The following is a 26,016-nucleotide window of genomic DNA, read 5'->3' on the forward strand; positions in this document are numbered from 1 at the left end:
CCCCTCGTCCGTCCCGTCCCGCAGACCCCGTCGGCCCTACTGCGGCTTGCCCGGGCGGGCCCCGCCCCCGAGCCCCCGGCAGGGGCCCTCACCCACCTGCCCCGGCACGGCCTTGTTTGGGTTTCGATCCCACTTGCGCAAAATAGGTCAAGAGGACGGTCCTATCCGCGCCTGCCTCCACCGGCACCGACAGGGGAAGAGACCATGAGCGACGCAGTCTCCCAGCACGGCTTCATCGTCACCCGCCGGGGCTACGCCCCCGAGCAGGTCGACCACGCGATGGTCGTGCTGACCGCCGAGCGCGACAGCGCGTGGGAGCAGCTCAGCGTGCTGGGCTCCGGCGTCCGGGAGATGGAGCGCCGGCTGGCCGAGATCCGGCAGGCCGCCGAGGACGCCCCGGAGCCGGACTACTCGGTGCTGAGCGAGCAGGCCGTGAAGCTGATGGGCATCGCGGACTCCGAGGCGACCGCCGTCCGGGAGGCCGCCCAGCAGGCCGCCGAGGACGCCCGCGACGAGGCGTACGAGAACGGTCAGAAGGCCGCCAACGCCGCCCGCGACCACGCCCTGGCAACCCGGAACGAGGCCGATGCGGCCGCTCGCCGCACCGACGAGCGGACCCGGGCCGAGGCCGAGCAGCTGCGGGCGGCGGCGGACCGGGAGTCGCGGGCGATCCGGGACTCGGCGACCGCGGACGCGGCCAAGGTCCGGGTGGCGGCCGCCGAGGCGCAGGAGCGCGCGGAGGTCAAGCTGGCCGAGCTGCGCCGCCGGGCGGACGAGACCTTCGCCGCCGTCGAGGCCAAGGCGGACGCGGAGGACGCGAAGATCTCCTCCACCGCCGAGCGCAAGGTGAGCGAGGCCGAGCAGCACCGGGAGTCGGTGCTGGCCACGATCAAGCAGGCCGAGGCCAAGGCCCGTTCCGAGGCGGACGCGCTGGTCGAGGCGGCCCGCCGGGAGGCCGAGCGGATCCGGGCCGCGAGCGAGCGCGAGCACCGCGAGTTCACCGCCAAGTACGAGCAGGTGCAGCAGCACCTGGACCACATCAAGCAGACCCTGGCCGCCCTCACCGGTGCCGCCGTCGGCCAGATCGAGGCGGCCGCACCGGCCGCTGAGCCCGCAGCCGCAGTCGCAGTCGCAGCCGACGCCGCAGCCGCAGCCGACGCTCAGCCGGCCCCGTCGGCCGCCGCCGCCCCGGCGACTCCGGCCCCCAAGGTGCTCCGGGCGGCCGAGGAGGCCCCGACCGCCCCGCTGCCGAGCATCCCGCCGGCCGCGCCGCTCCCGCCCAAGCCCCCGGCCCCGCCGGCCGCCGCCGCCCCGGCCCCGGTCCCCGCCCCGGAGGCCCCGGCCGCCAAGGCCGCCACGGCGCCCGAGCCGGAGACCCGGATCATCCCCAAGATCGTGATCGTGGACGACGGCCACGAGTACCCGAGCGAGGTCATCCGCCGCGGCTGACGCCCCGTCGGCCGGAACGCCGCGGGCCCCGTCCACACCCTGTGGACGGGGCCCGCGGCGTTCCGGCTGGATCAGAGCACCTCGACGGCCGGGCCGCTGAGGCGGCGGCGGCAGTCCAGCACGTACGTGGCGTGGGTGGTGACGGCCTCGTAGTCGAAGTCGTCGTGGTCGGCGAGCAGCACCACCGCGTCGGCGGCGGCCAGCTCCTCGGGGGTGGCCTCGACCCGGACGACCGCGCTGAACGGGGTCTCCGGTTCGGTGGCCCGCTGGCCGGGGATGACCGGCTCGGCCACGTGGACGCCCGTGACCACGTGCGGGTCGGCGGCCCGGACCTCGGCGCCCATCCGCAGCAGCAGTTCGGCCACCCGGGCGGCCGGGGTCTCGCGGGCGTCGCCGGTGTTCTTCTTGTACGCCAGGCCGAGCAGCAGCACCCGGGAGCCGCGGACCGAGCGGTGACGGTCGTTCAGGGCCTCGCCGAGGCGGCGGACCACGTAGTCGGGCATGTGGCTGTTGACGTCGTTGGCCAGCTCGACGAAGCGGAAGGACTGGCCCAGCGCGCGCTCGACCCGCCAGGACAGGTAGGAGGGGTCGATCGGCAGGCAGTGGCCGCCGACGCCCGGGCCCGGGGTGAAGCGCAGGTAGCCGAAGGGCTTGGTGGAGGCGGCGTCGATCGCCTCCCAGACATCGATGCCGAGGTCGTGGGCGAACATCGCGAGCTCGTTCACCAGCGCGATGTTGACGTGCCGGAAGGTGTTCTCCAGCAGCTTGGTGAGCTCGGCCTCCTTGCAGGAGGAGACCGGAACGGTGCGCTCGATCAGCTCCGAGTAGAAGGCGTCCACGGCGGCCAGGCCCTCGGGCGAGGTGCCGGAGACCACCTTGGGGGTGTTCTCCAGCTTCCAGGTCGGGTTGCCCGGGTCGATCCGCTCCGGGCTGTAGCCCAGGTGGAAGTCCTGACCGGCCGTCAGGCCGGAGCCCTCCTCCAGGATCGGGGCGAGCAGCTCCTCGGTGGTGCCGGGGTAGGTGGTGGACTCCAGCACCACGGTGGCGCCGGGGCGCAGGTGCTGCGCCAGCAGCCGGGCCGAGGACTCGATGTAGGAGAGGTCCGGGACGCCGTCCCGCAGCGGTGTCGGCACGGTGATCACCGCGACGTCGAACCCCGCGACCTCGGCCGGGTCGGCGGTCGGCTGGTAGCTCCCGTCGTCCAGCAGCGGACGGAGGCGCTCGGCCGGGATGTCCTCGACGTAGGACTCGCCGAGCGCCAGGCGCTTGATCCGCCGCTCGTCCACGTCGTACCCGACCACCTGGTGCCCGACCTCCGCCGCGCGGACGGCCAGTGGCAGCCCTACGTAGCCCTGGCCCGCGATGACCACGCGCATGACGAAGTACCCCCTCCGTTGCGGTTCGCACGGTGTCCCCACACCGTCTTCACACGAGAGGGTACGGAGCCCCGACCGGCCGCGCCGGGGTTCGGGCAAAGTGGTCGGAGAGTGGTACGGAGGGGACCGGGTGGGACGGGTCCGGAAACGCCAGGGGCCGCGGCGCCCCCCAGGAAGAGGCACCACGGCTCCCGCGATTGGGCACGGGCGCCCCCACCCAGGGCCGCCCGGCCACGCACTCCCGACCCCCATCGGAGGTGCGTCCGTGCCGCCACAGCCATCCCCCACGGTTGGGTGCGGCGGGCACGAACACCATGCTGCGCGACCACCATGGACGTGCAGTGTCGGCAATATGTCGAGTTCGTGATCTGTGGGCGGGTTCGGGTGTCCGCCCGGACGGACCGACCGGCCCGATGATCACGGCGGCGGGGCGGGTGGCGGCGTAGTCTGGAGACCCCCGGGGCGCTCCGCGTTCCGGGTCGTTCGCGTTGCCCGGCCGGGGTCCTCCGGCGCCCGGGCACTCCAGCCGTGGAGCCGAGAAGCATGAGTCTGTCCGGACTGCTCGACGTCGTCGTCCGCGACGCCGCCCTCGCCGAGGCGATCGAGGCGGCCGCTGCCGGACAGCGGCAGCACCTCGACCTGGTGGGGCCGCCCGCCGCCCGCCCGTTCGCGATCGCCGCACTGGCCCGCTCGCTGGCCGGGGCGGCCGGGGAGCGGGGGCGTCCGGTGCTGGCGGTGACCGCGACCGGCCGGGAGGCCGAGGACCTGGCGGCCAGCCTGCGCTCGCTGCTGCCGCCGGACGCGGTGGCCGAGTTCCCGGCCTGGGAGACCCTGCCGCACGAGCGGCTCTCGCCGCGCTCGGACACGGTGGGACGCCGGCTCGCGGTGCTGCGCCGGATCGTCCACCCGCGCGGCGACGACCCGGCGGCCGGGCCGGTGCAGGTGGTGGTGGCGCCGGTCCGTTCGGTGCTCCAGCCGCAGGTGAAGGGGCTGGCCGAGCTGGAGCCGGTGGCCCTGCAGCGGGGCGAGCAGCACGACCTCGGCGAGGTGTCCCGCAAGCTCGCGGCCGCCGCCTACTCCCGGGTCGAACTGGTCGAGAAGCGCGGCGAGTTCGCCGTCCGCGGCGGCATCCTGGACGTCTTCCCGCCGACCGAGGAGCATCCGCTCCGGATCGAGTTCTGGGGCGACGAGGTCGAGGAGATCCGCTTCTTCAAGATCGCCGACCAGCGCTCGCTGGAGATCGCCGAGCACGGCCTCTGGGCGCCGCCCTGCCGTGAGCTGCTGCTGACCGAGGAGGTCAAGCTCCGCGCGGCCGAACTGGCGGAGCAGCACCCGGAGTTGGCCGAGATCCTGGACAAGATCGCCCAGGGCATCGCGGTCGAGGGCATGGAGTCGCTGGCCCCGGTGCTGGTGGACGACATGGAGCTGCTGCTGGACGTGCTGCCGCAGGGCTCGGTCACGGTGGTCTGCGACCCGGAGCGGGTCCGTACCCGGGCGGCCGATCTGGTGGCGACCAGTCAGGAGTTCCTGCACGCCTCCTGGGTGGCCGCGGCCGCCGGTGGCGACCGGCCGATCGACATCGCCCAGCTCAGTGATCCGAGCATCGACGTCTCGGCCGCCTCGCTCTGGTCGCTGGCCGACGTCCGGGAGCACGCGGCGGAGATCGGGCTGCCCTGGTGGTCCGTCAGTCCCTTCGCCACCAGCGACTCGTCCGTCACCGAGATCCTGGAGTTCGACGCCAACACGCTGACCCTCGGCATGCACGCCGTCGAGGCCTACCGGGGCGACACCGCCCGGGCGATCGCCGACGCCAAGGAGCGGCTGAACGCCGACTGGCGGGTCGTCATGGTGACCGAGGGCCACGGCCCGGCCTCCCGCCTGGCCGAGGTGCTGAGCGGCGAGGGCATCCCGGCCAGGCTGGTGGCCGACCTGGACGGGGCACCGACCCGGGACGTGGTGTACGTCTCCTGCGGCTCGATCGAGCACGGCTTCGTGGACGAGGCCCTCAAGCTCACCGTCGTCACCGAGACCGACCTGTCCGGTCAGAAGTCCTCCACCAAGGACATGCGCCGGATGCCGTCCCGCCGCCGCAACGCGATCGACCCGCTGGCCCTGGCGGCCGGCGACTACGTGGTGCACGAGGCGCACGGCGTCGGCCGGTACGTGGAGATGGTGCAGCGCACCGTCCAGGGCGCCACCCGCGAGTACCTGGTACTGGAGTACGCCCCCGCGAAGCGGGGCCACCCCGGCGACCGGCTGTTCGTGCCGACCGACCAGCTCGACCAGGTCACCAAGTACGTCGGTGGCGAGGCGCCCACCCTGCACCGGCTCGGCGGCGCGGACTGGGCCAAGACCAAGCAGCGGGCCAAGAAGGCGGTCAAGGAGATCGCCGCCGACCTGATCAAGCTCTACTCGGCCCGGATGGCCGCGCCCGGCCACACCTTCGGCCCGGACACCCCGTGGCAGCGCGAGCTGGAGGACGCCTTCCCGTACGCGGAGACCCCGGACCAGCTCACCACCATCGCCGAGGTGAAGTCGGACATGGAGAAGTCGGTCCCGATGGACCGTCTGATCTGCGGCGACGTCGGCTACGGCAAGACCGAGATCGCGGTGCGGGCCGCCTTCAAGGCCGTCCAGGACGGCAAGCAGGTCGCGGTGCTGGTGCCGACCACGCTGCTGGTGCAGCAGCACTTCTCCACCTTCGCCGAGCGCTACGCCAACTTCCCGGTGAACGTGAAGGCGCTCTCCCGCTTCCAGACCGACTCCGAGGCCAAGGCCGTGCTGGAGGGCCTGTTCGAGGGCTCGGTGGACGTGGTGATCGGTACCCACCGCCTCTTCTCCAACGAGACGAAGTTCAAGGACCTCGGGCTGGTCATCGTCGACGAGGAGCAGCGCTTCGGCGTCGAGCACAAGGAGCAGCTGAAGAAGCTGCGGGCCAACGTGGACGTGCTCACCATGTCCGCGACCCCGATCCCGCGCACCCTGGAGATGGCCGTCACCGGCATCCGGGAGATGTCCACCATCACCACCCCGCCGGAGGAGCGCCACCCGGTGCTGACCTTCGTCGGCCCGTACGACGAGAAGCAGATCTCGGCCGCCATCCGGCGTGAACTCCTGCGCGAGGGCCAGGTGTTCTACATCCACAACCGGGTCGAGTCGATCGACAAGGCGGCCGCCCGGATCAAGGAGCTGGTGCCGGAGGCCCGGGTCGCCACCGCGCACGGGCAGATGGGCGAGACCCAGCTGGAGAAGGTGGTGGTCGACTTCTGGGAGAAGGAGTTCGACGTCCTGGTCTCCACCACCATCGTGGAGTCCGGCATCGACATCTCCAACGCCAACACCCTGATCGTCGAGCGCGGCGACACCTTCGGCCTCTCCCAGCTGCACCAGCTCCGCGGCCGGGTCGGCCGCGGCCGCGAGCGCGGCTACGCCTACATGCTCTACCCGCCGGAGAAGCCGCTCACCGAGACCGCCCACGAGCGCCTGGCCACCATCGCCCAGCACACCGAGATGGGCGCCGGCATGTACGTCGCCATGAAGGACCTGGAGATCCGCGGCGCGGGCAACCTGCTCGGCGGCGAGCAGTCCGGCCACATCGCCGGCGTCGGCTTCGACCTCTACATGCGGATGGTCGGCGAGGCGGTGGCCGAGTTCCGCGACTCGCTGGCCAACGGCGGGGCGGAGCCGGAGGAGGAGCCGCTGGAGGTGAAGATCGAGCTGCCGGTCGACGCCCACGTGCCGCACGACTACGCACCGGGGGAGCGGCTGCGGCTGCAGGCCTACCGCTCGATCGCGGCGGTCAACTCCGAGGAGGACATCGTCCAGGTCCGGGAGGAGCTGACGGACCGTTACGGCAAGCTCCCGGAGTCGGTGGAGAACCTGCTGCTGGTCGCCGCCCTGCGGCTGTACGCGCGGCGCTGCGGCATCGGCGACATCACGCTCCAGGGCCAGTTCGTGCGGTTCGGGCCGGTCGAGCTGCGGGAGTCGCAGCAGCTGCGGTTGAACCGGCTCTACCCGCGCAGCCAGGTCAAGGCGACGGCGCAGCAGCTCCTGGTGCCGCGGCCGTCCACCGGCCGGATCGGCGGCAAGCCCCTGGTCGGGCGCGAACTGCTGGCCTGGTGCCGGGAGTTCCTGAGCACCATGTTCGACGACCTCGCGGGTGCCTCGAAGGGCCGCTAGGCGGAAGACCCTGACCCGGGTGCCGGGTACGGACGTTCACGTGCCAGTGGATCTCCGTACCCGGCACACGGGTCTCGTCCTTCCGCAGCGCGCAGTTCCTCGCGCCCCCGGTACGACCACCTTCCGCCGCATCCCGTAGGCGGTACGGTGTGCCGGGAGTTTTGGCGGCGCTCGTACGGGAGTACCCATGGCTGGTCAGCAGTACGGCAGCAACCCCGGCCCGCTCGGGGTCGGCGGGAAGGTGCTGCTCGCCCTGGTGCCGCTGCTGTCGCTCGGGCTGCTGGGCATGGTGCCGTCCTTGGTGCTGGCGGTGCGGCGCAGGCGGGCGGCGGACGTGGCCGGTGCGGTGGTGGCCGGGCTGCTCCAACTCCTGGTCTACGTCGCGGTCGGGCTGACCGACCCGGACCCGGACGTCGCCAGCGGGCTGGACCTGGCGGGCGGGCTCGCCCTCTTCGCGCTCTGGCTCGGCGGCCCGGTGCACTTCCTGGTGATGGACACCCAACAGCAGTGGCGCTCGAAGGCACCCGCCCCGGCACCCTGGTACCCGCCGCCCGTGGTCCCGTACCAGCCGCAGCCGCAGCCCTCGTACCCGCCGCGGCCGCAGCCGCAGCCGCAGGCGGGCCCGGCCACCCAGGACGACCTCCAGCAGCTGGGTGAGCTGCTGCGCCGTCAGGCGCAGGAGGGCCGTCCGTGAGGGACGCCCGGCTGGTCGGCGGCCGGTACCGGCTCGGGGAGCCGATCGGCCAGGGCGGGATGGGGCAGGTCTGGGCCGGGACGGACGAACGCCTGGGGCGGCCGGTCGCGGTGAAGCTGCTCCGCGCCGCCCGCTTCGGCCACGGCCCGGACCCGGACGCGTCGCTGCGCCGCAGGTTCCTGCGCGAGTGCCGGGTGACCGCCGGGCTCGACCACCCGGGCCTGGTGACGGTCTTCGACGCGGGGGAGGACGACGGCGAGCTCTACCTGGTGATGCAGCGGGTGGCGGGCCTGAGCCTGGCGGACCTGATCGCCGCTCAGGACCCCTGCCCGCTGGAGCGGGCGGTCGCCGTGGCGGCCCAGCTCTGCGGTGCGCTGGAGGCGGTGCACACCGCCGGGCTGGTGCACCGGGACCTCAAGCCGAGCAATGTGATGGTCCGTGAGGACGGCCGGGTGGTGCTGCTGGACCTCGGCATCGCGACCGCACTGGACCCGTCGGCGACCAGACTCACCCTGACCGGCGTGCCGATCGGCAGCCCCGCGTACATGGCACCGGAGCAGGCCCTCGCGACCGGTGCCGACCGGCGCAGCGACCTCTACGCGCTGGGCTGCCTGCTGCACGAGATGCTGGCCGGCCGGGCGCCGTTCGAGGCGCCCAGCGCGCTCGGGGTGCTGCGCCGGCAGGTGGACGAACCACCCACTCCGCTGCGGGAGTTGCGGCCCGAGGTGCCGGTGGTGCTGGAGGCCCTGGTGCTGGACCTGCTGGCCAAGCGCCCCGAGGACCGCCCGCCGGGCACCCGCGCGGTGTACGCCCGGCTGCTGCCGCTGCTTCCGCAGGCCCGGGCCGAACTCCGGCCCGCCGCAGGGGTGCTGCCCGATCCGACCGCGCCCTACCGGTACCCGCACCAGCCGCTGCCGCCCGCTCCCGCCCCGGTCCCGGCGCCGGCCGCGGACCCGACGGGCGAGGGCCGGTCGGCCGGTGGCCCCGCCATCCTGCCCTCGGTCGCGGTGCCGCCGCCCGCCGCCGAGGACCTGACGGCCGCCTTCGACCAGCTCTCCGACCTGGTCGCCGCCCGCCGCTACGCCGAGGTCACCGAGCTGGCGGGCCGCCTGCTGCCCCGGGCCCGCGCCGAACTCGGCGAGGCGGCGCCCCTGGTGCGCACCGTCCGCACCATCCACGCCCGGGCCCTGCAGACCCAGCGCCGCTACCCGGAGGCGCTCGCCGAGTTCCGGCAGCTGCTGGCCGGGGCGGCGGGGGAGCCCGAGCGCGCCTTCGAACTCCGGGAGCAGATCGGCCTGTTGCTGATCCGCCAGGGGGAACGCCGGGCCGCCTGGCAGCAGTTCACCGAGCTCCTGCTGGAGCGCGAGCGCAGCTACGGCCCGCACCACCCCGACGTGCTCCGGCTGCGCTCCCACCTGGCCGCGATCGGCCCGGCGACCCCGCCGCCCACCCCGGTCCGCGGCAACCCGTACGCCTCCGGCTGACGGCCCGTCGGGGCACGGCGAAGGGCCCGCCCCTCCGCTGCCGGAAGGACGGGCCCCTGCACGGTGGTTCAGCCCTCGGCGCCCTGACGGCGGCGCGAGGCGGCGACCAGCGCCGCACCGGCGGCCAGCGCGGCCGCGGCACCGCCGACCTGCCACGGCAGGTCCTCGCCGCCGCCGGTGTAGGCCAGGCGATCGGTGCTGTCGGTGGTCACCGGGGTGGTGCCCGTGGTGGCCGGTGCCGGAGTGGTGGTCACGTTCGCCGGGGTGACCGTGGCCGGCTTCTCCCGCTCGGCCTTCTCGGCCGCGGCCTTGTCCTCGGCGGCCTTCTTCTCCGCCGCCGCGTCCGTCTCCAGGGCCTTGGCGTGGCCGCTGTTGAGGAAGGCGGCGATGCCCGCGTAGTCGCCGTCGAGGGCGGCGAGGGCGGCCTTGCGGACGGCGGGGCCGCCGGTCTCGGCGATCTGCGAGACCCGGATCCGGTCGGCGCTCTCGGCCTTCGCACGGCCGGTGTTGAGGAAGGCGGCGATGCCCGCGTAGTTGCCGTCGAGGGCGGCGAGGGCGGCCTTGCGGACGGCGGGGCCGCCGGTCTCGGCGATCTGCGAGACCTGGACCCGCTCGGCGCTCTCGGCCTTGGCGCGGCCGGAGTTGAGGAAGACGGCGACCTTGGCGTAGCCGCTCCGCAGGGCCTCGTCCGCGGCCTTCCGCACCAGCGGCCCGGCGATCTCGGCGATCCGGGCCGCCTCCACCATGTCGTCGCCCTTGGCCTCCTCGTAGCCCGTCGCGAGGAAGGCCTGGACCGCCTTGCGGTCACCGCTCATGGCGGCGCCGGCGGCCGCCCGGACGGCCGGACCGCCGGTGCTCATGAGCTGGGTCAGCTTCACCCGCTCGTCGCTCTCGCGCACCGCGTGCTGCTTGACCGTCAGGAACGCGACCCGGTCCTCCGGGGTCCCGTCGAGGGCGGCCTGGGCGGCCTCCCGGATGCCCGGCCCCTCCTTCGGGTCCGCGAGCATGGCCTTGATCAGGTCCTTGTTCTGCTCGTCGGTCTGGCTGTCGGCGGCCGAGACGCCCGGGGTGGCGGGCGGGTTCCCGGTGGCCGAGGCGGCGGACGGGAACAGGATCGCCGGGGCGAGCGCGGCGGCCGTGAGGACAGCGGAGACGCGGGACAGCTTCATGTACGGGATTCCCCCACCGGTGCAAAGAACGTGCAGTGAACGCGAGTACGAATCATAGGTGGGTGATCAAACCGGTTTCCGGCCGGTGCGCCCCGTCGCGACACCAGCCTTCCGGGGACGTCGGCACCCTTGGCCAAACGCCCCCGGGCCACGAGACTGGTGCACCGTCAGCAGAACCACGCGCGCCCCACAACTCCCGGGAGGCCCCACGTGATCCGCCACCTCCGCACCACCGCCGGAGTCCTGCTCGCCGGAGCCGCACTGGCGGCCTGCGGGAGTCAGCCGCCCCACCAGGGATCGGCTGCCGTGGTCGGCGGGGAGAAGATCAGCATCGCGGCCGTGGAGGCCCGGGTCGGCGAGGTCCGCCAGGGCGTGGCGGCCGAGACCGGCGGGCAGCAGGCCGAGCGGGCCGGGCTGGTCCGCCGGACGGTGGTCGACCTGGTGCTGGACCGGGTGGTCGCCCAGGCCCTGGCGGACCGTCGGCTCACCGTCACCGACGGGGAGATCGCCGAGGCCAAGGCGGGCCAGGCCAAGATGATGGGCGGCGAGGCCGAGCTGGCGCGCGAACTGCTGGTGCGGCAGAACGTCCCGGCCGACGCGGTGGACTCCTTCTACCGGCAGCAGCTGGGCATCCAGAAGCTGGCCGCCGGCAAGGACGCCCGCACCCCTGAGGGCGACGCCGCGATCCGCTCCGCGCTGACCGAGGCCGGGGCCAAGCTGAAGATCGAGGTCAACCCGCGCTACGGCCGCTGGGACGTCCAGCAGATCGGCCTGGTGACTGCCCCCGCGGACTGGATCAAGCAGCCCGCCGCCACCGCCTGACCGGGTAGGTTCGGAGTGTGGACACTCCGAAGCTGATCCTGCTCACCACCACTCACCGGGTCGCCCCCGGCCTGCTCTCCTGGCCCGCCTGGGAGGCGCTGCGCGGGGCGGCCCGGGTGCTGGCCGGGGACCCGGCCCACCCGCAGCTCCCGGCCGTCCGCCAGGCGGGCGTCACGGTGGAGCTGGTCGAGCGCTCCACCGCGCCCGCACTGGCCCGGCTGCTGACCGGGGAGCGGGAGGGCGTGACGCTCTGGCTCGGCAGCCCGGACGGGGACCCGGGGCTCACCGACGCGCTGGCCCGGATCGCGGTCGAGCAGGCCGGGGAGGCGCCCGAGATCGAGCTGCTGCCCGGCTCCTACGACCTTCCGGGGGCCCGGCTGCTGGACCTGGTCGCGGTGATGGACCGGCTCCGCTCCCCGGGCGGCTGCCCCTGGGACGCCGAGCAGACCCACGCCTCGCTGGTGAAGTACCTGGTCGAGGAGGCCTTCGAGCTGGTCGAGGCGATCGAGGAGGGCGACCGCACCACCCTGCGCGAGGAGCTGGGTGACGTCCTGCTCCAGGTGATGTTCCACTCCCGGATCGCCGAGGAGCACCCGGAGGACCCGTTCACCGTCGACGACGTGGCCGGGGACATCGTCGAGAAGCTGATGTACCGTCACCCGCACGTCTTCGGCGACGTGGAGGCCGCCGGCGCCGCCGAGGTGGAGGCCAACTGGGAGCAGCTCAAGGCCGCCGAGAAGCAGCGCGACTCGATCCTGGACGGCGTCCCGGCCGGGCTGCCCGCGCTGGCGTACGCCGCCAAGCTGGTCTCCCGGGTCCGCCGGGCCGGCTTCACCGCCGTTCCGGACGCCCCGTACGAACTCCCCGCCGCGCTCGACCAGGAGAGCCTGGGCAGGGTGCTGCTGGCCCTCGCCCAGCGGGCCTACGACGAGGACCTGGACATCGACCAGGCGCTGCGCGCCACCACCCGCGCCTACCGGGACGAGGTCCGGGCGGCGGAGTGAGCGGAAGGGCTCAGGCGGCGACGGCGGGGGCGAGGACCTCGCCGATCGCCTCGCCGACCTGGGCCATCAGCTCGGCCAGCGGGCCGAGGGTGGCGGGGAGTTCGGCGATCGGGAGGATGCGCTCGGCGTCGGGGCCGCAGACGCAGAACAGGTCGATCGGGCCCAGGTGCTTGACCGCGGTGGAGACCAGGGCGGCCACGTCGGAGGGCTGCCGGACGTCGGCGCCCACCCCGACCACCGGGCAGCCCGGACGGTCCAGTTCGGTGGCCAGGTCCTCCGCCACGCCGGCCCGCTGATCGGCGATCAGCATCCCGGCCGCGCCGGCGGCGGCGAACCGCCGGGCCAGCCCGGCACCCGAACCGCCGTCCAGTACCGCGATGACCACCACTGCCCCGGTTACTCGCATGGGACTGCTCCTCCTTGAGCCGCGCCCGGCGGGACGCGCCGCACCGGCGTCCCTCCAAGTCCGTATCGGAGGATCGTAAGCACGCTCCGATCCTCCGCAAGAGCAATTACCCGCCAGGTGACCAGGCTCACTCATACTTCGGCGGGTTACCGTTCACACCATGCCGGACAGCCCCGCCCCGACCCAGCCCGCCCTCTTCACCTGGGAGTTCGCCGCCGATCCGTACCCCGCGTACGCCTGGCTGCGCGAGCACGCCCCGGTGCACCGCACCACGCTGCCCAGCGGGGTGGACGCCTGGCTGGTCACCCGGTACGCGGACGCCCGGCAGGCGCTGGCCGACGCCCGGCTCTCCAAGAACCCGGCGCACCACAGCGAGCAGGCCCACCGCACCGGCCGGGTCGGCATCCCGGGGGAGCGGCAGGCCGACCTGATGACCCATCTGCTGAACATCGACCCGCCGGACCACACCCGGCTGCGCCGGCTGGTCTCCAAGGCCTTCACCCCGCGCCGGGTGGCCGAGTTCCAGCCCCGGGTGCAGGAGCTGACCGACCGCCTGGTGGACGGCTTCGCGGCCCGCGGCGAGGCCGACCTGATCCACGAGTTCGCCTTCCCGCTGCCCATCTACGCGATCTGCGACCTGCTCGGCGTGCCGCCGGAGGACCAGGACGACCTGCGGGACTGGGCCGGGGCGATGATCCGTCACCACGGCGGCCAACGCGGCGGAGTGGGGCGGGCGGTGAAGAGGATCCGCGCCTACCTGCTGGAGCTGATCCACCGCAAGCGGGCCGACCTCGGCGACGACCTGATCTCCGGCCTGATCCGCGCCAGTGACCACGGTGAGCACCTGACGGAGAACGAGGCCGCCGCGATGGCCTTCATCCTGCTGTTCGCCGGCTTCGAGACCACCATCAACCTGATCGGCAACGGCACCTACGCCCTGCTGCGCGACCCGGAGCAGCGGGAGCTGCTGCAGGCGTCGCTGCGCCGGGGCGAGAGCGCGCTGCTGGAGACGGCGGTGGAGGAACTGCTGCGCTACGACGGCCCGGTGGAGCTGGCCACCTGGCGGTTCGCCACCAGCCCGCTGACCATCGGCGGGGTGGACATCCCGGTCGGCGACCCGGTGCTGGTGGTACTGGCGGCGGCCGACCGCGACCCGGCCCGGTTCGCGGCGGAGAACACCCTCGACCTCGCGCGCAAGGACAATCCGCACCTGGGTTTCGGCCACGGCATCCACTACTGCATCGGCGCCCCGCTGGCCCGGATGGAGGGTCAGCTCGCGCTCGCCGCCCTGCTGACCCGGCTGCCCGACCTGCAACTCGCCGCCGAGCCCGCTGACCTGCGCTGGCGCGGCGGCCTGATTATGCGCGGGCTGCGGGAGTTGCCGGTCCGCTTCACCCCGGAAGGCTGAACACCCGTTATCTGACGGCGTGTCGGTCATATCTGATCGACCGTGATCTGAATACACATCAATCCGGCCACAGGAGTACGGTTTGTGGACGACCCACCGCGCAGCGTGATTTCGGTGTGATGTGTTCGACATGAGCTTGTGATCGATCAGCTGATCTGCTTACCCTCCCTGGAGTCCGCAGCTGCGGACCCCGCGCGCGGAACGCCGAATCCTGCCCGCCGCGCTACCGGGACACCGACCAGACCCTTGGGCAGGGGCGGGGGACCCACACGTACGTCGCCGTCCCCCCACGGCTTGGGGTGAAGCCGCCTCACGGCGGCCGGGCCACCTCCCGGTCCGAACCCGACAGCTCACCTCGCAGGCGTGCGGAGAGGGACTTCTTCATGCTGTTTTCTGGTTCGGGCCGTCACCGTCGTCGTACCCAGGCCGAGAAGGCGATCGCCGTCGCGGGCGTCGCGGGCGTCGGCCTCGCCCTTCCGCTGATGGCCGCCACCGGCGCCCAGGCCGCACCCGTCTCGACCTGGGACAAGGTCGCCCAGTGCGAGAGCGGCGGAAACTGGTCGATCAACACCGGCAACGGCTTCTACGGCGGTCTGCAGTTCACCTCCAGCACCTGGGCCGGCTTCGGCGGCAAGGCCTACGCGCCGCAGGCCAACCAGGCCACCAAGGGCCAGCAGATCGCGGTCGCCGAGAAGGTGCTCGCCTCCCAGGGCCCCGGCGCCTGGCCGGTCTGCTCCGTGAAGGCGGGCCTGACCAAGGGCGGCGCCGCCGCCCAGGTCGACACCAACTCCGAGGCCAAGGCCTCCCGTTCGGAGACCCGCACGGCCGCGCCGAAGGCGGAGACCCCGAAGGCCGCCGCGCCCAAGACGGAGACCAAGAAGGCGGCGCCGAAGGCCGCCGAGACCACCAAGCCGGCGCCCAAGGTCGAGACCCCGAAGGCCGCCGCGCCGACGGTGAACGCCCCGAAGCACGCCGCGCCGAAGGCCCCGGCCACCGGCAGCTACACCGTCAAGTCCGGTGACACCCTGTCCGGCATCGCCGCCGCCAAGGGCCAGGACTGGCACCAGGTCTACCAGGCCAACAAGTCGGTCGTGGGTGGCAACCCCGACCTGATCTACCCCGGCCAGGTCCTCCAGCTGGGCTGATCCGACGCACCGTCATCACGGAGGGGCCGCACCGTTCGACGGTGCGGCCCCTCCGTGCCCGTCCCAGGTGAACTACCGGTGGGTAGGAAGGCCACGAGGTGAGACGGGACCAAGGTCAGCGTGGTCCCGGGGCCCGGTGCGGTTAGGCTCTGGTCGTAACGACTACACATCCCGCTTCCGCAAGGAGATGCCTCGTGCCGTCCATCGATGTCGTCGTAGCCCGCGAGATCCTCGACTCCCGTGGCAACCCCACGGTCGAGGTCGAGGTCGGTCTGGACGACGGCAGCACCGGCCGTGCCGCCGTCCCGTCGGGTGCCTCCACCGGCGCCTTCGAGGCGCTTGAGCTCCGCGACGGTGACAAGAACCGCTACTTCGGCAAGGGCGTCGAGAAGGCCGTCCTGGCCGTCATCGAGCAGATCGGCCCGGAGCTCGTCGGCTACGACGCCACCGAGCAGCGCCTGATCGACCAGGCCATGCTCGACCTGGACGCCACCCCGGACAAGTCCTCGCTCGGCGCCAACGCCATCCTGGGCGTCTCGCTCGCCGTGGCGCACGCCGCCTCCGAGGCCAGCGACCTGCCGCTGTTCCGCTACCTGGGCGGCCCGAACGCGCACGTCCTGCCCGTCCCGATGATGAACATCCTGAACGGTGGGTCGCACGCCGACTCCAACGTCGACATCCAGGAGTTCATGATCGCCCCGATCGGCGCGGAGTCCTTCTCCGAGGCCGTCCGCTGGGGCGTCGAGGTCTACCACACGCTCAAGGGCGTCCTGAAGGAGCGCGGCCTCTCCACCGGCCTGGGCGACGAGGGCGGCTTCGCGCCGAACCTGGACTCCAACCGCGAGGCCCTGGACCTCATCACCGAGGCCATCAAGAAGGCCGGCTACACCCCGGGCAAGGACGTCGCGCTGGCGCTCGACGTGGCCGCCTCCGAGTTCTACAAGGACGGCGCCTACCAGTTCGAGGGCAAGGCGATCTCCTCCGCCGAGCTCATCGACTACTACGCCGAGCTGGTCGCCGCGTACCCGCTGGTCTCCATCGAGGACCCGCTGGACGAGTCCGACTGGGACGGCTGGAAGGCCATGACCGACAAGCTGGGCGACAAGGTCCAGCTGGTCGGTGACGACCTGTTCGTCACCAACCCGGCCCGCCTGGCCCGCGGCATCGAGACCGGCACCGCCAACGCGCTGCTGGTGAAGGTCAACCAGATCGGTTCGCTGACCGAGACCCTGGACGCCGTCGAGCTGGCCCAGCGCAACGGCTACCGCTGCATGATGTCGCACCGCTCCGGCGAGACCGAGGACGTCACCATCGCCGACCTGGCCGTCGCCACCAACTGCGGCCAGATCAAGACCGGTGCCCCGGCCCGCTCCGAGCGCGTCGCCAAGTACAACCAGCTGCTGCGCATCGAGGAGATCCTCGACGACGCCGCCGAGTACGCGGGCCGCGGGGCCTTCCCCCGGTTCAAGGCCGAGGCCTGAGCGACCCGGGGCTGACACTCAGCCAGCTGTGCCCGGTGCCCCGGCTCCCACCCCGTAGGGTGGTGGGCCGGGGCACCGGCGTGTGGATGGAGGGGTACCGGCGATGTGGAAGATTCCGGGCTTGGCGGCGCGACCGCGCTTCACCAGCCGCGCCACCGTGCTGGTGCTGGTCCTCTGCTCGCTGGTGGCGATCCTCGCCTACCCCACCCGGCAGTACATCGCGCAGCGCTCGGAGATCAACGCCCAGCGGGCCAAGGCCGAGCACGCCAGGGCCCAGGTGGAGAAGCTCAGCCGGGAGAAGGCGCGCTGGCAGGACCCGGAGTTCGTGAAGGCCCAGGCCCGCCAACGGCTGCACTACGCGATGCCCGGCGAGACCCCGTTCATCTCGGTGGACCCGGCCCCGCCGGCCACCAAGTCCTCCTCGGCCGACGGTGCGTCAGCTCCACAGGCCAAGGCCGCCCAGCCCTGGTACGCCAGCGTCTGGGACTCGGTCGACCAGGCCGACACCACCCCCGTCCCGCGCTAGGCGCAGCAGCACACCCCCAGAGGCAGTAGCAATCCCATGACTGACACCCCCTCGACCGACACCCCCCTGGTCGACGACCAGGACGTCGCCGCCATCGCGGCCCAGCTCGGCCGGGTGCCGCGCGGCCTGCGCGGCGTGGCCCACCGCTGCCCGTGCGGCAACCCGGACGTGGTGGAGACCGCGCCCCGGCTGCCCGACGGCACGCCGTTCCCGACCCTCTACTACCTGACCTGCCCCAAGGCCGCCTCGCTGATCGGCACCCTGGAGGCGGACGGCGTGATGAAGGAGCAGACCGCCCGGCTGGCCGAGGACCCGGAGCTGGCGGCGGCCTACCAGAAGGCGCACGAGGACTACATCGCGCGCCGGGACGCCATCGAGGTGCTGGAGGGCTTCCCGAGCGCCGGCGGCATGCCGGACCGGGTGAAGTGCCTGCACGTGCTGGTCGGCCACTCGCTGGCCGCCGGGGAGGGCGTCAACCCGCTCGGCGACGAGGCGATCGCGATGCTGGAGGACTGGTGGGCCAAGGGCCCCTGCGTCTCCCCGGCCGAGGTCGAGGAGGCCGGTGCCCGGGTGCTGAGGAACCGCGCCAAGGACCAGGACCACGCGGCCGTGATCGCCGCCAAGGAGCAGCTGACCGCCGAGCGCGCCGCCAAGAAGGCCGCCGCCGAGGCCGAGCAGGGGGAGTCCGAGTGAGCGTGACCAGGGTGGGGGCCATCGACTGCGGCACCAACTCGATCCGGCTGCTGGTGGCCGACCTGGACCCGGAGACCGGGGAGATCACCGACCTGGACCGCCGGATGGTGATCAACCGGCTGGGCCAGGGCGTGGACCGCACCGGCCGCCTGGCCCCCGAGGCGCTGGAGCGCACCTTCGCCGCCTGCCGCGAGTACGCCGCGGTGCTGGCCGAGCACGGGGTCGGCCCGGACCGGCTGCGGTTCGTGGCCACCAGCGCCTCCCGGGACGCCGAGAACAGCGCCGAGTACGTGGCCGGGGTCAAGGAGATCCTGGGCGTGGAGCCGACCGTGGTGAGCGGCGAGGAGGAGGCCCGGCTCTCCTTCACCGGCGCCACCAAGGAGCTGACCGGTGGTCAGTTCCCCTCCCCCTACCTGGTCTTCGACCTCGGCGGCGGCTCCACCGAGTTCGTGCTCGGCGGGGAGTCCGTGGAGGCGGCCCGGTCGGTGGACATCGGCTGCGTCCGGCTGACCGAGCGGCACTTCGAGGGCGGCGCCGGCGTGCCGACCGAGGAGCAGACCGCCCGGGCCAGGGCCGACGTGGAGGCCGCGCTGGACCGGGCCGCCGAGGTGGTCCCGCTGACCACCGCGGCCACCCTGGTCGGCCTGGCGGGCACCGTCACCACCGTGGCGGGCATCGCGCTGGAGCTGCCGGAGTACGACTCGGCCCGGATCCACCACGCCCGGCTGACGGTCGGGCAGGTCCGCGAGACCGCCCACCGGCTGCTGGCCATGGACCACGCCGAGCGGGCCGCGATCCCGGTCATGCACCCGGGCCGGGTGGACGTGATCGGCGCCGGGGCGCTGGTGCTGCTGGAGATCATGGAGCGCACCGGGGCCGCCGAGCTGGTGGTCAGCGAGCACGACATCCTGGACGGCGTCGCCTGGAGCCTGGTCTCCTGACGCCCCGTCGGGAGCCCTCCCGACGCCCCTGCGAGCGGCCCCGGAGCGCCTGGATGGCACCCGGGGCCGCCCGCTGCACCGGGTGTCGCAAGAACCTTCGTGAATTTCTTCACATGGCGAACCAGCCTTTCGTCGCACTCGGCGGTCCGGTCTGTCCGATATGCGGGACCGAAGGCCTCTGGTGGGCCGCGCTCGATGGTTCGAAGGTGGGCATCGGGCTGGGTAGTGGAATCGAAACAGCGGGCCGGGAACCGGGACCGGATCGGGATCGTTGCTGCTCAGCGACGGGGTTTCGCACGGGTACCGTTCGAGCGGACCGGGAACGCCGTCGGGCCGGGGTGAGGTGACACGGTGGGGCCCGGAGTGTGGCCGCGCAGTGTAGCAGACGGTGTCCAGAGGCTTGTGACGGGCCTCACGAAGGTGCCCCCGAACGGGGGTGGATACTTTCGGATATGAGCACCACGGAGCGTCCTCGCATCCTGATCGTCGGCGGTGGTTACGTCGGCCTGTATGCCGCGATGCGCATTCTCAAGAAGATGCGCTACGGCGAAGCGACCGTCACGGTCGTCGACCCGCGGTCGTACATGACGTACCTGCCCTTCCTTCCCGAGGCGGCCGGCGGCAACGTCGCGCCTCGCAACCTCGTCGCGCCGCTGCGCAGCGCCCTCAAGAAGGCGGAGGTGCTCACCGGTGCGGTCACCGGTGTGGACCACGCCCGCAAGGTCGCCACCATCCAGCCCGCAGCGGGCGACTCCTACGAGCTGTCCTTCGACTACCTGGTCGTCGCCACCGGCTCGGTCTCCCGCACCTTCCCGATCCCCGGTCTGGCCGAGCACGGCATCGGCATGAAGACCGTGGAGGAGGCCATCAGCCTCCGCAACCACGTGATGGCGCAGCTGGACCGCGCCGAGTCCACCACGGACGAGGCGATCCGCCGCAAGGCCCTCACCTTCGTGGTCATCGGCGGCGGCTTCGCCGGCATCGAGACCATCGCGGAGATCGAGGACATGGCGCGCGACGCCGCCAAGATCTACCGCACCGTCAGCCGCGACGACATGCGCTTCATCGTCGTCGAGGCGGCCAACCGCATCCTCCCCGAGATGGGCCCGGACCTCGGTCTGTGGACCAAGGAGAAGCTCGAGGAGCGCAACATCGAGGTCTACATCGAGACCTCGATGGACTCCTGCGTCGACCAGCACGTGGTGCTGAAGAACGGCATGGAGATGGACGCCTCGACCATCGTGTGGACCGCGGGCGTCAAGCCGAACCCGGTGCTGTCGCAGTTCGGCCTCCCGCTCGGCCCGCGCGGCCACGTGGACGCCGCGCCGACCCTCCAGGTCACCGGCTTCGACTACGTCTGGGCCGCCGGCGACAACGCCCAGGTGCCGGACCTCGCCGCCGGCGAGGGCGCCTGGTGCCCGCCGAACGCGCAGCACGCCGTCCGTCAGGCCGCCGTCCTCGGCGACAACGTCATCTCGGGCATGCGCGGCTTCCCGCAGGCCGAGTACAAGCACAAGAACCTCGGTGCGGTGGCCGGTCTCGGCCTGCACAAGGGCGTGGCCATCCTCTTCGGCAAGGTCAAGCTCAAGGGCCGGCTGGCCTGGTGGTTCCACCGCGGCTACCACGGCGCGATGGTCCCGACCATGAACCGCAAGATCCGGGTCTTCACCGACTGGACGCTGGCGATGTTCCTCAAGCGCGAGACCGTCGGCCTGGCGCAGATGGAGAAGCCGTTCGAGGCGTTCCAGGAGGCCACCGGCCCCGCGCCGAAGGCGGCCGTCCCGGCCCCCGCCGAGCCCGCCAAGGAGCTGGCCAGCAAGTGAGCGACTGGCCCCGGGCGTTGACCGCACCCGGGGTATGAGTCGGAGGCTCTCCGCCCGGCAGTGTCGCCGGACCACGACCTCCGTGGTGCTCAGCCGGTTCCACGACCGGGCGGAGTACAGCAGTTGAGACCGACGAAGGCCCCCACCGGGAGATCCGGTGGGGGCCTTCCTCGTGCCGCTGAGGGGTCGTCAGTCGGTCTTGATGCTGGTCAGGATGTCCAGCTTGGACGCCCGGCGGGCGGGCCACAGGGCGGCCACCAGGCCGACCAGACCGGCCATCAGCAGGAAGAGCAGCAGCTGGCCGTAGGGCAGCTCGGTGACCAGGCCCGGGATGCTGGAGTCCAGGGTGGAGTTGACCGCCCAGGCCAGGAAGGAGCCGAGCAGCACACCGGTGACGGCGCCGAACAGCGAGATCACCACCGACTCCAGCTTCACCATCCGCTTGATGCCCCGCCGGTCCAGGCCGATCGCCCGCAGCATTCCGATCTCCCGCTTCCGCTCGAACACCGACATCGCCAGCGTGTTCACCACGCCGAGGACGGCGACCAGCACCGACATGGCCAGCAGGCCGTACATCATGTTGAGCGCGAAGGAGATGATCTGGTTGAACTCCTCCTTCATCTGCTCCAGGGTCTTGACCTCGATCACCGGGTTGTTGCCGGTGGCCTCCTTGACCGACGTGGCGAGCGCGGTGGTGGCGCCGTCGGTGCCCTTCACCAGGATGTCCCGGATGTCGGCGTCCTTGGCGTGCGGGGCCATCACCGAGTCGGCGACCACGAAGGGGGAGAGCATGTCGAGCGACTGGTAGACGCCGCCGACCGTCAGGGTCCCGGTCTTGCCGTCCATGAAGTCCGCCTTGACGGTCGAACCGACCGTCAGGCCGCGCTTCTTGGCGGTCTCGGCCTCGACCAGCACCTGACCCTTCGCCAGGGCGTCCGCCGAGCCGGCGTCCATGGTGAGGTCGAGCAGCTTGGGCAGCGTCGCCGGGTTCACGCCGGAGACCGCGGAGTCCTTGCCCTCCAGGTCCCAGTACGCGTTGGTCAGGGCGCTGGAGGCGGTCACGCCGGGCGCCTTGGCGACCTTCTCGGCCAGCTCAGGGGAGAGGCTCATCCGGTTGGCGCTGGAGACCTTGTAGTCGGCCACCACGCCCTTGGAGACGATCCGGTCGACCGCTCCGCCGACCGAGGCGCCCATCACCGTCATGGCGGTCACCAGGGTCAGGCCGATGGTGAGCGCGGCGGCGGTGGTGGCGGTGCGGCGCGGGTTGCGCACCGCGTTGCGGCGGGCCAGCTTGCCGGGGGTGCCGGCCACGGCGGCCAGCAGCGGGCCGGTCAGCGCGATCACCGGGCGGGAGAGCAGCGGCAGCAGGACGAAGATGCCGATCATCGCGACCGGGGCGCCGCCCATGATGACGTAGCGACCGGTCTCGCCGCCCTTGGCGGCACCGCCGAGGATCATCGCGAAGCCGGCCGCGGCGAGCAGCGAGCCGATCACGTTGCGGACGATCAGGCTCTTCTGGGTGGCCGGGGCGTCGCCGCTGGCCATCGCGGCGACCGGGGCGATCCGGGAGGCCCGGACGGCCGGCAGCAGGGCGGAGACCACGGTGACCACGACGCCGGTCACCAGCGCGGTGATCACGGTGGCCGGGGCGATCACCAGCGGGCCGGTGGGCATGCCCTCGGCCAGCTTCGCCATCCCGGCCTGCATCGCGGCGCCGATCCCGATGCCGGTGACCAGACCGGCCACCGAGGCGGTCAGACCGATCAGCAGCGCCTCGGCCAGCACCGAGCGGGTGATCTGGCCGCGGGCCGCGCCGATGGCGCGCAGCAGGGCCAGCTCCTTGGTGCGCTGGGCGATCAGCATGGTGAAGGTGTTGGCGATGATGAAGATGCCGACGAAGAGCGAGATGCCGGCGAAGGCCAGCAGCATCGTCTTCATGCCGCTGGTGCCCTGCTCGACCATCTTGGTCTGATCGGCCGTCAGCTGGTCACCGGTCTTCGCGGTGATCGAGCCTTCCTTGGGCAGCTTGGAGATCACCGCGTCCTGCAGCGCGGTCTGCGAGGTGCCGGGCTTGCCCTGGACGTCGATGGCCGAGAAGCGGCCGGGCGAGAGCAGGAACTGCTGCGCGGTGGCGGTGTCGAAGAGCGTGAGGGTGGCGCCCGAGGTGATCTGCGGGTCGTCGGTGGTGAAGATCCCGGTCAGCTTCACGTCCTGGGCCGGGCCGTTGCCCGCCACCCGGACGGTGTCGCCGACCTTGTAGCCGGCCTTGTCGGCGCTGGCGCGGTCCAGCGCCACCTCGCCGGCCTTCTTCGGGCCCTGGCCCTCGACCATCGGGTAGCGCGGGTCCTTGCCGTCGGCGGCCGGGGACCAGTTGGCGCCGTAGGCGTTGTACGCCTGGCCGATCAGGTCGCCCTTCTTGTTCGCCACGGCGGTGAAGCCGGCCGCCACGCCGCGGACCTGGGCGACGCCCGGGAGGGCGGCCAGCTGGTCGACGGTGGCCTTGGTGAGCTCGGCGCCGTCGCCGGTCTTCTCCGAGGCGCGGGCGTAGGCGGAGGCCGAGCTGTCGGTGACCTGGACCGAGATGTCGGAGTAGCTCTTGGAGTAGCTGTTGGTCATGGCCTTGCCGAGCGTGTCGGAGAAGACCATGGTGCCGGCCACGAAGGCGGTGCCGAGCATGACGGCGAGGACCGTCATGAGCAGCCGGCCCTTGTGGGCCGCCACGTTGCGCAGTGCGGTGCGGAACATCGAATGTCGTCCTGGGGGAGTCGGAGCGGGGGGCGGTCGGTGACGGGCCGTCAGGCCGTCAGCTCGTCCGGCCCTTGGCGTCGAAGCGGCGCATCCGGTCCAGCACGGTGTCCGCGGTCGGCCCGGTCAGCTCGTCCACGATCCGGCCGTCGGCCAGGAAGACCACCCGGTCCGCGTAGGAGGCGGCGACCGGGTCGTGGGTGACCATCACGACCGTCTGGCCGAGCTCGCGCACCGAGTTGCGCAGGAAGGAGAGGATCTCGGCGCCGGAGCGGGAGTCGAGGTTCCCGGTCGGCTCGTCGGCGAAGACGATGTCCGGCCTGCTGGCCAGCGCGCGGGCGCAGGCCACCCGCTGCTGCTGGCCGCCGGAGAGCTGCGAGGGGCGGTGCGAGAGGCGGCCGGAGAGGCCGACCGTCTCCACCACCCGGTCCAGCCAGGCCTGGTCGACCTTGCGGCCGGCGATGTCCATCGGCAGCGTGATGTTCTCCAGCGCGGTCAGCGTCGGCAGCAGGTTGAAGGCCTGGAAGATGAAGCCGATCTTGTCCCGGCGGAGCTTGGTGAGCTGCTTGTCCTTGAGGCCGACCAGCTCGGTGTCCCCGATGGTGGAGGAGCCGGAGCTCACCGTGTCCAGGCCCGCCATGCAGTGCATGAGGGTGGACTTGCCGGAGCCCGAGGGCCCCATGATGGCGGTGAACTGGCCCTGCGGGAACACGACGCTGACGTTGTCCAGCGCGACCACCCTGGTCTCGCCCTCGCCGTAGACCTTGTTGAGGCCGGTGGCGCGGGCGGCCGCCTGGCCGGTGTGTGCGGCGTTCGCGGGCTTGGTGATCACGGGGGAACTCCTTGCGGACGTGAGGTGGTCGTGGACGGCCGGACGCAGGGCCCGACCGCTACACCATCCTCCGCCGGACGATCATGGAATCCGTCGCCCGCCGGAACGGTTGGACCCACCGCCGCTGGGCGTAGGCGGGGCCCGGGCTTCTCCTCCTGCGGTATGACACCGACCCCGACGCCGAGGAGGTGGCCGGATCGCGCCGGGGCATGGCCGATTTCCAGACGATTCGTCAGATGTCAAGGAAACATGACAAATTGCCTGCCTGAGAGTGTGCGAAAGGGTGCTCTGGGCGACTAGTCTCAGGGGTACCCCGTACGAGGGGCGGAGAGGTCCCGCCCGGGTGGTGGAACGCAGACACGGGCAGCTTAAAACTGCTTGGCCGTAGGCCGTGCCGGTTCGAGTCCGGCCCCGGGCACCAAGACTCCGCGCGCCGCCGGTGCGCGTGTGCGAGATCATCCTCGCGGTTGAGGCTCATTCCTTTGCCAAGGCATTACCCTGGAGCGGTGCGGGTGGCACCACGCCGCCCCGGAGGGAATGACATGAGAAGCAGCAACCCGGTCTTCTCGCGGGAGGGGTCCTTCACCCGCGACGCCGGATACGCGGGGTTCAACACCGCCCAGCAGCCCCAGGCCGGGGCGCCGCAGGCCGGGAGCCCGTACGGCAACAACCCCTACGGCAACAACCCCTACGCCCAGCCGCAGCCCGGTCAGCTGACCGACGAGCAGCTGGTGCAGATGTACCAGGCCCCGTCCGCGGGCCCGCTGCAGACCGGCCGGATGACCATGGACGACGTGGTCGCCCGCACCGCGATCACGCTGCTGACCCTGGTCGCGGCCGGCGCGGTGGCCTGGTTCCTGCTGCCCGCCACCTCCTTCGGCCCGGCCATCGGCGCCGCGATCGCCGCCTTCGTGGTCGGCATGGTGATCAGCTTCAAGCGGAGCGTCAGCCCCGCCCTGATCGTCACCTACGCGGCCCTGGAGGGCTTCTTCCTCGGCGCGGTCAGCCACGCCTTCGAGACCATGTTCTCGGGCATCGTGGTGCAGGCCGTGCTCGGCACCGCGGCCGTCTTCGCGGCGATGCTGATCGCCTACAAGTCCGGCCGGATCCGGGTCACCCCGCGCTACACCCGGATCGGCATCGCGATCGCCATGGGCTTCGTGCTGCTCATGCTGGTCAACGTGGTGGCCTCGCTGTTCGGCGCCGACATGGGCCTGCGCTCGGGCCCGCTCGGCATCGTGGTGGGCATCCTCGGCATCGGCATCGGCGCCTTCTTCCTCTCCCTGGACTTCGCCGAGATCGAGGCGGGCATCCAGGGCGGCGCCCCGGAGAAGGAGGCCTGGCGGGCCGCCTTCGGGCTCACCCTGTCGCTGGTCTGGATCTACCTGGAGATGCTGCGCCTGATCGCCATCCTCCGCGGCGACGACTGATCCCGCGTCAGCCCGCCTGAGGCCCGCCCCGGTTGCACCGGGGCGGGCCTCCGCCGTTCCCGGCAGCGCATAGGCTCACCGCATGGCAGACGCACAGACCTTCCTGGCCGCCGTGGACCGGCTGGCCGACCGCTTCCGTTCGATGCCGCAGAGCAGGCTGCTGGCCCCGGTGCCCGGGTACCCGAGCCGGGCGGCGGCCGTGCTGGCCCTGGCAGCGGACTCGGCCGGGCGGGCGCTGGAGCTGGCGGGCGAGCCGCCGAGGGAGTTCCCGGACGCCGGGGCCTTCGCGGTGGGCGACCAACTGGCCGTCGCCGGGCGGGAACTGGCCGCGGTGGCCGGCCCCGAGGTGCTGGCCCAGGCGCTGGACGCGGTGCGGGCGGCGGACGAGCTCACCGCCTGACCCCCGGGC

The 26,016-nt window shown here is 72.5% G+C and carries 20 protein-coding genes, 1 tRNA gene and 1 riboswitch; of the genes, 16 read left to right on the forward strand and 5 right to left on the reverse strand.

Annotated features, from left to right (window positions below):
- Positions 1-204 precede the first annotated feature (204 nt).
- On the forward strand, positions 205-1,449 hold the full coding sequence (locus ACWCYY_RS15100) for a hypothetical protein (RefSeq protein WP_449796257.1): 1,245 nt from the start codon (positions 205-207) through the stop codon (positions 1,447-1,449).
- Positions 1,450-1,520: 71 nt separating this feature from the next.
- Here the strand turns inward: ACWCYY_RS15100 and ACWCYY_RS15105 are convergent, their stop codons facing one another.
- Positions 1,521-2,825 carry a nucleotide sugar dehydrogenase gene (locus ACWCYY_RS15105; RefSeq protein WP_345281959.1) on the reverse strand — a complete coding sequence of 435 codons (1,305 nt, stop codon included), beginning with the start codon at positions 2,823-2,825 and terminating at the stop codon, positions 1,521-1,523.
- 543 nt (positions 2,826-3,368) lie between these two features.
- Here ACWCYY_RS15105 and mfd point away from each other — a divergent pair.
- From mfd to ACWCYY_RS15120, 3 genes are all read left to right on the forward strand, one after another.
- Positions 3,369-7,004, forward strand: a complete 3,636-nt coding sequence (mfd, locus tag ACWCYY_RS15110; RefSeq protein ID WP_449796258.1) for a transcription-repair coupling factor — start codon at positions 3,369-3,371, stop codon at positions 7,002-7,004.
- A gap of 187 nt (positions 7,005-7,191) precedes the next feature.
- Entirely contained in the window at positions 7,192-7,698 is a 507-nt protein-coding gene (locus ACWCYY_RS15115) for a hypothetical protein (protein ID WP_449796259.1), read from the forward strand.
- Positions 7,695-9,182, forward strand: coding sequence for a protein kinase domain-containing protein (locus ACWCYY_RS15120; RefSeq protein ID WP_449796260.1), 1,488 nt, complete (start codon positions 7,695-7,697; stop codon positions 9,180-9,182). Before ACWCYY_RS15115 ends, ACWCYY_RS15120 begins: the two co-directional genes overlap by 4 nt.
- 68 nt (positions 9,183-9,250) lie before the next feature.
- Here ACWCYY_RS15120 and ACWCYY_RS15125 read toward each other — a convergent pair whose 3' ends face one another.
- Positions 9,251-10,351: an ALF repeat-containing protein gene (locus ACWCYY_RS15125; RefSeq protein ID WP_449796261.1), complete on the reverse strand. Its 1,101-nt coding sequence runs from the start codon at positions 10,349-10,351 to the stop codon at positions 9,251-9,253.
- Between the two features lie 210 nt (positions 10,352-10,561).
- Between ACWCYY_RS15125 and ACWCYY_RS15130 the strand changes: the two genes are divergently transcribed.
- Together ACWCYY_RS15130 and ACWCYY_RS15135 are read left to right on the forward strand one after the other, a co-directional pair.
- Positions 10,562-11,173, forward strand: coding sequence for a SurA N-terminal domain-containing protein (locus tag ACWCYY_RS15130; protein ID WP_345281967.1), 612 nt, complete (start codon positions 10,562-10,564; stop codon positions 11,171-11,173).
- A 17-nt stretch (positions 11,174-11,190) separates the two neighbouring features.
- Positions 11,191-12,177: a MazG family protein gene (locus ACWCYY_RS15135; protein WP_345281968.1), complete on the forward strand. Its 987-nt coding sequence runs from the start codon at positions 11,191-11,193 to the stop codon at positions 12,175-12,177.
- 10 nt (positions 12,178-12,187) lie between these two features.
- Here ACWCYY_RS15135 and ACWCYY_RS15140 read toward each other — a convergent pair whose 3' ends face one another.
- Complete coding sequence (locus ACWCYY_RS15140) at positions 12,188-12,583, reverse strand: SDR family NAD(P)-dependent oxidoreductase (RefSeq protein ID WP_345281969.1); 396 nt, start codon at positions 12,581-12,583, stop codon at positions 12,188-12,190.
- A 160-nt stretch (positions 12,584-12,743) separates the two neighbouring features.
- Between ACWCYY_RS15140 and ACWCYY_RS15145 the strand changes: the two genes are divergently transcribed.
- From ACWCYY_RS15145 to ACWCYY_RS15175, 7 genes are all read left to right on the forward strand, one after another.
- Positions 12,744-13,991 carry a cytochrome P450 family protein gene (locus ACWCYY_RS15145; RefSeq protein WP_345281970.1) on the forward strand — a complete coding sequence of 416 codons (1,248 nt, stop codon included), beginning with the start codon at positions 12,744-12,746 and terminating at the stop codon, positions 13,989-13,991.
- A 225-nt stretch (positions 13,992-14,216) separates the two neighbouring features.
- A riboswitch (cyclic di-AMP (ydaO/yuaA leader) is annotated at positions 14,217-14,369 on the forward strand.
- Positions 14,370-14,374: 5 nt separating this feature from the next.
- Entirely contained in the window at positions 14,375-15,136 is a 762-nt protein-coding gene (locus ACWCYY_RS15150) for a transglycosylase family protein (protein WP_449796262.1), read from the forward strand.
- Between the two features lie 194 nt (positions 15,137-15,330).
- A complete protein-coding gene (eno, locus tag ACWCYY_RS15155; protein ID WP_345281974.1) occupies positions 15,331-16,617 on the forward strand; it encodes a phosphopyruvate hydratase in 1,287 nt (428 codons plus the stop codon).
- 121 nt (positions 16,618-16,738) lie between these two features.
- Complete coding sequence (locus ACWCYY_RS15160; RefSeq protein ID WP_345281976.1) at positions 16,739-17,143, forward strand: FtsB family cell division protein; 405 nt, start codon at positions 16,739-16,741, stop codon at positions 17,141-17,143.
- Positions 17,144-17,179: 36 nt separating this feature from the next.
- Complete coding sequence (locus tag ACWCYY_RS15165) at positions 17,180-17,836, forward strand: DUF501 domain-containing protein (RefSeq protein WP_345281978.1); 657 nt, start codon at positions 17,180-17,182, stop codon at positions 17,834-17,836.
- 2 nt (positions 17,837-17,838) lie between these two features.
- Positions 17,839-18,777 carry a Ppx/GppA phosphatase family protein gene (locus ACWCYY_RS15170; RefSeq protein WP_449796296.1) on the forward strand — a complete coding sequence of 313 codons (939 nt, stop codon included), beginning with the start codon at positions 17,839-17,841 and terminating at the stop codon, positions 18,775-18,777.
- Positions 18,778-19,229: 452 nt separating this feature from the next.
- Positions 19,230-20,600, forward strand: coding sequence for an NAD(P)/FAD-dependent oxidoreductase (locus ACWCYY_RS15175; RefSeq protein WP_345281980.1), 1,371 nt, complete (start codon positions 19,230-19,232; stop codon positions 20,598-20,600).
- 189 nt (positions 20,601-20,789) lie between these two features.
- On the opposite strand, the gene ACWCYY_RS15180 is transcribed toward ACWCYY_RS15175, so the two are convergent.
- Positions 20,790-23,345: an ABC transporter permease gene (locus ACWCYY_RS15180; protein ID WP_449796263.1), complete on the reverse strand. Its 2,556-nt coding sequence runs from the start codon at positions 23,343-23,345 to the stop codon at positions 20,790-20,792.
- 58 nt (positions 23,346-23,403) lie between these two features.
- On the reverse strand, positions 23,404-24,177 hold the full coding sequence (locus tag ACWCYY_RS15185) for an ABC transporter ATP-binding protein (RefSeq protein ID WP_449796264.1): 774 nt from the start codon (positions 24,175-24,177) through the stop codon (positions 23,404-23,406).
- A 337-nt stretch (positions 24,178-24,514) separates the two neighbouring features.
- Between ACWCYY_RS15185 and ACWCYY_RS15190 the strand changes: the two genes are divergently transcribed.
- The 3 genes from ACWCYY_RS15190 (at position 24,515) to ACWCYY_RS15200 (ending at position 26,007) form a co-directional block, all read left to right on the forward strand.
- Positions 24,515-24,598 (forward strand) — tRNA-Leu (locus tag ACWCYY_RS15190).
- Between the two features lie 121 nt (positions 24,599-24,719).
- Positions 24,720-25,607 carry a Bax inhibitor-1/YccA family protein gene (locus ACWCYY_RS15195; RefSeq protein WP_345281984.1) on the forward strand — a complete coding sequence of 296 codons (888 nt, stop codon included), beginning with the start codon at positions 24,720-24,722 and terminating at the stop codon, positions 25,605-25,607.
- Between the two features lie 82 nt (positions 25,608-25,689).
- Entirely contained in the window at positions 25,690-26,007 is a 318-nt protein-coding gene (locus ACWCYY_RS15200; RefSeq protein WP_345281986.1) for a hypothetical protein, read from the forward strand.
- The last annotated feature ends 9 nt before the right edge of the window (positions 26,008-26,016 follow it).

The sequence above is a fragment of the Kitasatospora sp. NPDC001664 genome, assembly GCF_053596675.1.